Raw genomic sequence first — 7,583 nt, 5'->3', positions numbered from 1 at the left:
CAACTGCTCATGTCCGCGAGCTATCACGCTGGATTCACACAGTGAATCCTACAGTGCCCGATTTGTGCAACAAAGCCTTGCGCAGGTGAATTATCGCCTGCGCATTCGTCTTAAAAGAAAAGCGCGACGGAATATTCCGTCGCGCTTTTCTCGTTGTCAGTGGATGTGAAGCGGTTTAACCGGCGCGCGATTGGCGCTTACGCTCATGTGGGTCAAGGTAGCGCTTGCGCAGACGCACAGCATTTGGCGTCACTTCTACCAGTTCATCATCGTTGATATAGGCGATCGCTTCTTCAAGGCTCAGAGTAACGGGCGTAGTCAAACGGACCGCTTCATCCGTACCAGAGGCGCGAACGTTTGTAAGCTTCTTGCCTTTGAGCGGGTTCACCTCAAGATCGTTCTCACGGCTGTGCTCACCAATGATCATGCCTGTGTAAACATCTGTTTGCGCGCCAATGAACATTTTGCCGCGGTCTTCCAAGTTCCACAAAGCAAAGGCAACGGATTGCCCTTTCTCCATTGAAATCAAAACACCAGCACGACGGCCCGGAATAGAACCTTTATGTGCCGCCCAGCCATGGAAAACACGGTTCAAAACGCCGGTACCGCGCGTGTCTGTTAGAAATTCACCGTGATAGCCAATCAAGCCGCGTGAAGGCACATGCGCGATAATGCGTGTCTTGCCAGCACCAGCAGGGCGCATCTCAACCAGTTCGCCCTTACGCGCGCCTGTGAGCTTTTCGATCACTGCGCCAGAGTATTCGTCGTCGACGTCAATCGTAGCTTCTTCGACTGGCTCAAGACGTTCACCGTCAGGTCCATCTTTCATGATCACTTGCGGACGTGAGATCGAAAGCTCAAAACCTTCGCGGCGCATATTTTCAATCAAAACACCCATCTGGAGTTCGCCACGACCGGAGACTTCAAACGCTTCGCCACCGGGTGTTTCTCCGATTTTAATCGCAACATTGGATTCCGCTTCTTTCATCAAGCGATCACGAATGACGCGCGATTGTACTTTTTTACCATCGCGGCCTGCCAGTGGGCTGTCGTTGATACCAAAAGTAACTGTGATAGTGGGCGGATCGATTGGTTGTGCGGGCAGGGCGGTGTCAACGGCCAACGCACAAATCGTGTCTGCAACCGTCGCTTTGGACATGCCTGCGATGGAGACGATGTCGCCTGCCAATGCCTCATCGATGTCTTGCTCTGCAAGGCCACGGAACGCTTGAATGCGTGTCACGCGGAACTGTTCAATTTTTTGGCCAATACGGCTCAGCGCTTGAACAGTCGCGCCAACCTTCAACTTACCGCTTTCAACGCGACCCGTTAGCAAGCGTCCCACAAATGCGTCAGAGCCAAGCGTTGTCGCCAACATGGAAAAGTCTTCGTCTTGGCGCGAAATCTGGCGTGGCTTTGGAACATGGTTCACAATGAGATCAAACAGAGCCGACAAGTCTTTGCGTGGACCGTCAAGCTCATTGTCCGCCCAACCATTACGGCCAGAAGCATACATATGTGGGAAATCAAGTTGATCGTCATTTGCATCCAAAGACGCAAATAGATCGAAACACTCATCTAGTGCGCGATCAGGTTCGGCGTCTTGCTTGTCTACTTTGTTCAAGCAAACAATCGGGCGCAAACCAAGCGCCAAAGCTTTGGACGTCACGAACTTTGTTTGTGGCATCGGGCCTTCTGCCGCGTCTACCAACAAGACAACACCGTCAACCATGGACAGAATACGCTCAACTTCACCACCAAAGTCCGCGTGGCCGGGCGTGTCCACGATGTTGATGCGTGTGCCTTTCCACTCGACGGAAGTGGGCTTGGCGAAAATCGTGATGCCGCGCTCGCGCTCGATGGCGTCATTGTCCATGGCGCGCTCTGCGACTGCTTGGTTCTCGCGGAATGCGCCGGATTGTTTAAGAAGTTCGTCAACAAGCGTCGTTTTGCCGTGGTCAACGTGTGCGATAATCGCAATATTGCGAAGGTCCATTTGGGTCTGCCTTTAACTGAGTTGCGCCCCCGTTATAGGGACGCCGCTCAAAAGGCCAGTGAAATAGCGCCGCACCCTTAATAGAGCACGTTACGCGGCTTTTTCTTGCCAATAAACCCAGATTACGCGGGCAAATAGATCTTGAACCGCTCACGGATAGCACTGTCCAAAGCCGCATCGAATCTTGCGGCAGATCGCGTTGCCAAAATCTCTTCTTTTCTGGCTTTGGCTTTTTCAAGCAACACCGGCTTACCCAGCTCAACCCATTCTTTGGGCGACGTTCGATCGCCATGGGTTGGGTAGACGTGATCGATCTGCATGCGTCCCAAAGTTTGATCCGTTCCTAGGTAGTGACCTGGGCCACCCATGCAAACGTCTGCAATTTGATCGAGCGCGAGGGTTTCATCGTTCACCTCAATCCCGCGCACACAGCGCATGGCTTGGCCAATAAGATCATCGCTGAGGATCAAGCTTTCATGGCAGAATCCTAAAAGCGACGAATGCATCCCAGCCGCTTCATAGACCATGTTCAGGCCCGCAAGACCGCCCATCACATTAGAGCACATCTGCTCCCATCCAGCCTGCATGTCGGGCATTTTGGAATCTGACGCACCGCCAGCAGCACCGCCCGGGATCCCGTAAAACGCATGCATTTGCGCGCAGCCGGCAGACAGTAAAGCTTGCTCGCCCGAGCCCACAGACATCGCGCCTGTGCGCAAATCCAAACCGAAAGGCCATGTGCCAAAAATCGCTGGATGCCCTGGTTTGATGGCGTTTACGTATACCAGACCTGCCAAGCATTCCGCACAGGCTTGGGTGATAGCGCCTGCAATCGTAGACGGCGCAGTTGCGCCAGCCATGCCCGCCGACAAAAGCAAAACAGGGATGCCGCCCTCAACGCAGGCTTCCATAACTTCGCAAGATTCGGTTGCGAATTTCATCGGAGGAACGACAAAGCAGTTCGAGTTCGACATGAAAGGGCGCTCTAACCACTTATCTTTGCCACCAGCGATTTGATGAAGCATTTCGACTGCATGGGGCACGATGCTCGCCTCGGAAAAGGAAATGCCAACGTGTTTTGTCGTGCCGCTCATGCAGGCATAAATCGCGTTCAGCTCGCCCTCCATCGTATCCAGAATGTCGCGCGCGACCATAGGGCGCTGCACAAAATTGATATTGTCGAGGACATCGCAAATGCGCGCGGCGTCATGCAGGTCTTGCAGCGTGCTTTCGCGGTACTCGTTGCCTTCAACATCGACCAAGTGCACGGCTGCACCAGCGGTTCCGTAATGCACCCTTTGCCCTGACAAATCGAGATCGTTCAAACCATCGCGGCTGAAAAGCGTCACATCGCGGTTGGCTTTCGCCAAAGCATCCTCGACCAACGCGCGCGGGAAACGAATACGCCCGTCATCGCCAAGAATTGCGCCAGCCTTGGTTAAGATTTCAACGCCAGACGCGGGCGCATCGGCAAGGCCAATCGTCTCTAACGCGGTGAGAGCGGCTTGGTGGATCTTCTCGACATCAGTGTCTGAGAGCGGTTTGTATTTTCCACCCTCCATGCCAGCGCGAATAGGGCGCATGTGATCGGGCAACTTGTTGGAACGAGCTTCGCGGCGGGCAGAGCGACCGCCAGCGCGACGGGATGGGGATTGATCATTCATAGTGTAGACTTTCGAAACGGACTGAGGAAAAGGTTTAAGCTTTCGTCAGGGCCGCCCGCGCGCAGCACGTCCGCGGCGGGCACCAATCGTCACACGTGTTAATGTGAGCTTCCAAATCGAGCTAATCAAACGCCTACTCCCTACGTTCTAAAGACGAGTTGAGAGCGAATTTTGAGCGTCTGCTACGCTAAATGCGACGAAAGGTCGTTTTCAGACCTTACCACTTACCGCTTGCACCGCCACCACCGGAAGAGCCGCCACCAAAGCTTGAGCTTTTTGAAGAGCTGACCCGACTGATCGTGTAGGGAACCACTGAGCGATAAGAGCAATTTGAGCATTCCGTAATCATATCGCCATCGCCAGTCGAGGTTTTGGTGGCTTTATTTTTGACATGACGTGTGCGGTTCAAGTGGCGCGTACCGCATTCGGGGCATTTCTTTAGCTTTACGAATTTGTCTTTGAAGATCAGTGCGCCCATGCCAGCGACGACTGCCATAACAATTGCCCAGACCCAGTTGTTCTCAGCGCTTCCGCTGGGTGCGTCTTCGCCCGCAAGGAAGGGGGTTACGATGGTGTTGATAGTTTCCGTCACACCAGCTTCGATACCGTCCTGATAGCGGTCCTCTGCAAATGCGGGTAAGAATGAGCGATCTATGACACGCGCCGCAGTGCGATCCCAATCGCGCCCATATGCTTTGCCAAGCTCAATACGCATGGCGCGATCCGTGTGCAAAACCATCACCAAAACACCGTCATTGCGTGTCTTATCCCCAATGCCCCATTCATCAAACAGGCCTGTCGCAAATTGTTCAAGCGTTTGATCTGGCGCAAACATCTCTTGGCGCGATAACGTTAGAACGGTCATCTCAACGCCAGTGTCTTTCTTCAATTCCTCTAATTGTTTAACCAAACGCGCTTCGGACGCATCGTCCAAAAGTCCAGCGTAATCGTTCACAGTCGTTGAGGCGTAATCCGGATATGACTGGGAAAAGGCCGTGTTGGCCGTGAAAATAAAGGCTAAAATCGCAAGCAAACGTGTCATTTCAAAAGGCTTTCTAAAGGTGAATGCCCAGAGCATAGCTTAAGTTTGCTTATTCACAAAGCTCCGCTGCGAAAGCACAAAGCGTGCGCAGTGCAGCGCCATACTGCTCATCATCAATCGTCATCGCAACGCGGATATGTCCGGCCGCCGCTTTGCCGAAGCTTTCGCCGGGCATCACCGCGATGTGCTTTTCGTCTAACAAACGATTGGCAAACTCTTCACCGCTTAGCCCAGTGGCGCGCAAATCAAGCATCACATACATCGCGCCGTCCGCTGGGATCAGGGTAATATGGTTTTGGTCTTTGAGAATATCGAGCGTGATCGCGCGACGACGTTCAAACGGTGCTGCGATCTTTTGCTCTAGCTCTGAACCTTCGCGCAGCGCAAAAAGTGCGGCGTCTTGGATAAAGCCAGCAACGCCGTAGGTCGTGTGCGTCGCAAGGTTTGCAATATGCGCAATCGCTTCCTCGGGCCCGACGATCCAACCACAGCGACTTCCCGTCATTGCATGGCTTTTCGACATCGAACCGATGACAAGTGTGCGTTCCGCCATGTCCGGCAGTGCGCGCGGGGAGAGGTGTTCGCCCTCCCATACCTGCGTGTCATAAACTTCGTCAGAAATCAGCCAAAGATCGTGGCGCTTGCACAGATCTGCGATTCCTTCCAGCGTGTCGCGTGTGTAGATCACGCCCGTCGGATTATTGGGCGAATTGATCAACAGGCTTGCGGCTCCTTGAGCGAAGGGTTCTATATCGCTGGCTTTCGGTTGAAACCTGTTTTCCGCGTGGACCTGAACAGGCGTCGCCACTGCGCCAATGCCACGCAATGTGCCAGGGTAGGTGGCGTAATATGGATCAAGATAGAGCGCCTTTTGACCGTATGGGCAGGCAGCAAGATGGCTGGCAAAAAGTGCAGATTGCCCGCCAGGCGTGATCATTACGTTCTCTGCACGTGTTGCAACACCTGTGCGCGCTTGGACCCTTGCGGCGACTTCTGTGCGCAATTCTGTGATGCCAGGGACCATCGCATATCCTGTGTGACCGCCACGCGCAGATTGATCCATCGCCGCCAAAATGCTCGGATCGGTGCGAATGTCATGTTCACCAATTGTGAGCTGCGTCACAGGTGTACCCGACCCAATCATCTCGCGGGCGCGGGTTAGAATTTCCCATCCATCTGATCCACCTTCGGAAATATTGGTTAAAGTGGGGGACAAAATTGGCATGCTATGCTCCTCAAGCGCGACGCTTCACATGGCCAAGCCGCGCAGGATTCGTCAACACACTGGACGGATGAGATTTATATCGCTATGCGAAACCTATGAACCAGACAAAGAACACCACAATTATCTGCTGTATTTCCCACTAACTTCGTTAGGCGGGCTGGTTTTACATTTCTTTCATTGATCTGAGTTGCTAAGTCCGCTGCACCATTCGCGCGCGCCAAAAGGACTTGTGACATGACCAAGATCACACTGCACAACACCAAGACCCGTCAAAAAGAGGACCTGGTGCCGGTTAAATCCGGTGAAGTGTCGATGTATGTCTGTGGCCCGACGGTATATGATCGTGCGCACCTTGGAAATGCGCGCCCTGTGATCATCTTTGACACGCTCTTTCGTCTTTTGCGCCATGTCTACGGCGAAGCGAACGTCACATATGTGCGCAACTTCACCGACGTGGATGACAAGATCAATGCAAGGGCGGCTGAAACGGGACAAAGCATTCGTGAAATCACGGATGGTACGATTGGTCTTTATTTGTCTGATATGGACGCTGTCGGTGCACTGCACCCGACCCACATGCCCCGTGCCACTGAGTATATCGCGCCGATGGTCGCGATGAGCGCGGATTTGATCGACAAGGGATACGCCTATGAGGCGGAAGGTCATGTGCTCTTCGCGGTGGAAAGTTATGCGGATTATGGCAAGTTTTCAGGTCGTGGCATTGACGATATGATCGCAGGGTCGCGCGTTGAAGTCGCACCTTACAAGCGCAATCCGATGGATTTTGTGCTTTGGAAACCCTCTGATGCCGACACGCCTGGTTGGGATAGCCCATGGGGCAAGGGGCGTCCGGGCTGGCATATTGAATGCTCTGCCATGGCGCATGAATTGCTTGGTGAGAGTTTTGATATTCACGGGGGCGGCAATGATTTGATGTTCCCGCATCATGAAAATGAGATTGCTCAGTCTAAATGCGCTGGCCACGATTTTGCGAATATTTGGATGCACAACGAGATGTTGCAGGTCGAGGGCAAGAAGATGTCCAAGTCCTTGGGCAACTTCTTCACCGTGCGCGATTTGCTCGACCAAGGCGTGCCGGGGGAAGTGATCCGCTTCGTGATGCTAAGCACGCATTATCGCAAGCCTATGGATTGGACAGAGAAGAAGCGGGAAGAGGCGGAGAAGACGTTGAGGAAGTGGCGGTTATTGGTCGAAAATGTTGATGGCTCTTACGTGCCTCAAGATATCCTCTTGTCCTTGTCTGATGACCTCAACACGGCTGGAGCGCTTACACTGATGCACAAACTCGCGAATGACGGGAATGTCGCTGAGTTGAAGTCGGCTGGAGCGCTGCTTGGTTTGCTCGGTGATGAAATGGGCGCTTGGATCGATAAAGGTGCTGTCGACCTCAGTGTTTTCTCTGAAAAACTGGGCAACGCGCGTGAAAAAGCGATGCAAAGCAAAGACTTTTCGGCGCTAGATGCCTTAAAGCGTGCGCTAACTGAAGCGGGCGTGGAGGTCCGCATGTCGAAAGAAGCCGTTGAACTTCTTCCTACTTCGACTTTTGACCCTTCAAAACTGGAGGGCCTCCTATGAATTTCTGCCAAATACAGGACAGCCCCCGACCGCGGGTGGGGCTGAAGCCCCCGCCCATGG

General features: G+C 53.4%; 5 protein-coding genes. 1 reads left to right on the top strand and 4 read right to left on the bottom strand.

Going from position 1 to position 7,583, the window contains the following annotated elements:
- Positions 1-175: 175 nt before the first annotated feature.
- The 4 genes from typA to ACTG3Z_RS09495 all read right to left on the bottom strand — a co-directional run bounded on the left by typA (position 176) and on the right by ACTG3Z_RS09495 (position 5,927).
- Positions 176-1,996, bottom strand: a complete 1,821-nt coding sequence (typA, locus tag ACTG3Z_RS09510) for a translational GTPase TypA (RefSeq protein ID WP_439142781.1) — start codon at positions 1,994-1,996, stop codon at positions 176-178.
- 122 nt (positions 1,997-2,118) lie between these two features.
- Positions 2,119-3,660 (bottom strand): trimethylamine methyltransferase family protein, encoded by a 1,542-nt coding sequence (locus tag ACTG3Z_RS09505; RefSeq protein WP_439142780.1) that lies wholly within the window; start codon positions 3,658-3,660, stop codon positions 2,119-2,121.
- 217 nt (positions 3,661-3,877) lie between these two features.
- The gene (locus tag ACTG3Z_RS09500; RefSeq protein WP_439142779.1) at positions 3,878-4,702 is read right to left on the bottom strand and encodes a TPM domain-containing protein; all 825 of its coding nucleotides are present in this window, start codon (positions 4,700-4,702) and stop codon (positions 3,878-3,880) included.
- Positions 4,703-4,751: 49 nt separating this feature from the next.
- Positions 4,752-5,927 carry a pyridoxal phosphate-dependent aminotransferase gene (locus tag ACTG3Z_RS09495; RefSeq protein ID WP_439142777.1) on the bottom strand — a complete coding sequence of 392 codons (1,176 nt, stop codon included), beginning with the start codon at positions 5,925-5,927 and terminating at the stop codon, positions 4,752-4,754.
- A 234-nt stretch (positions 5,928-6,161) separates the two neighbouring features.
- On the opposite strand from ACTG3Z_RS09495, the gene cysS reads away from it, so the two are divergent.
- Entirely contained in the window at positions 6,162-7,523 is a 1,362-nt protein-coding gene (gene cysS / locus ACTG3Z_RS09490; protein WP_439142776.1) for a cysteine--tRNA ligase, read from the top strand.
- Positions 7,524-7,583 lie beyond the last annotated feature (60 nt).

Origin of the sequence: Planktotalea sp. (genome assembly GCF_965659345.1) — a bacterium.
In the GTDB taxonomy this organism is placed as follows: Bacteria; Pseudomonadota; Alphaproteobacteria; order Rhodobacterales; family Rhodobacteraceae; genus Planktotalea.
The sequence above is the reverse complement of the archived record's forward strand: the minus strand, read 5'-3'. Positions and strand labels throughout refer to the sequence as shown.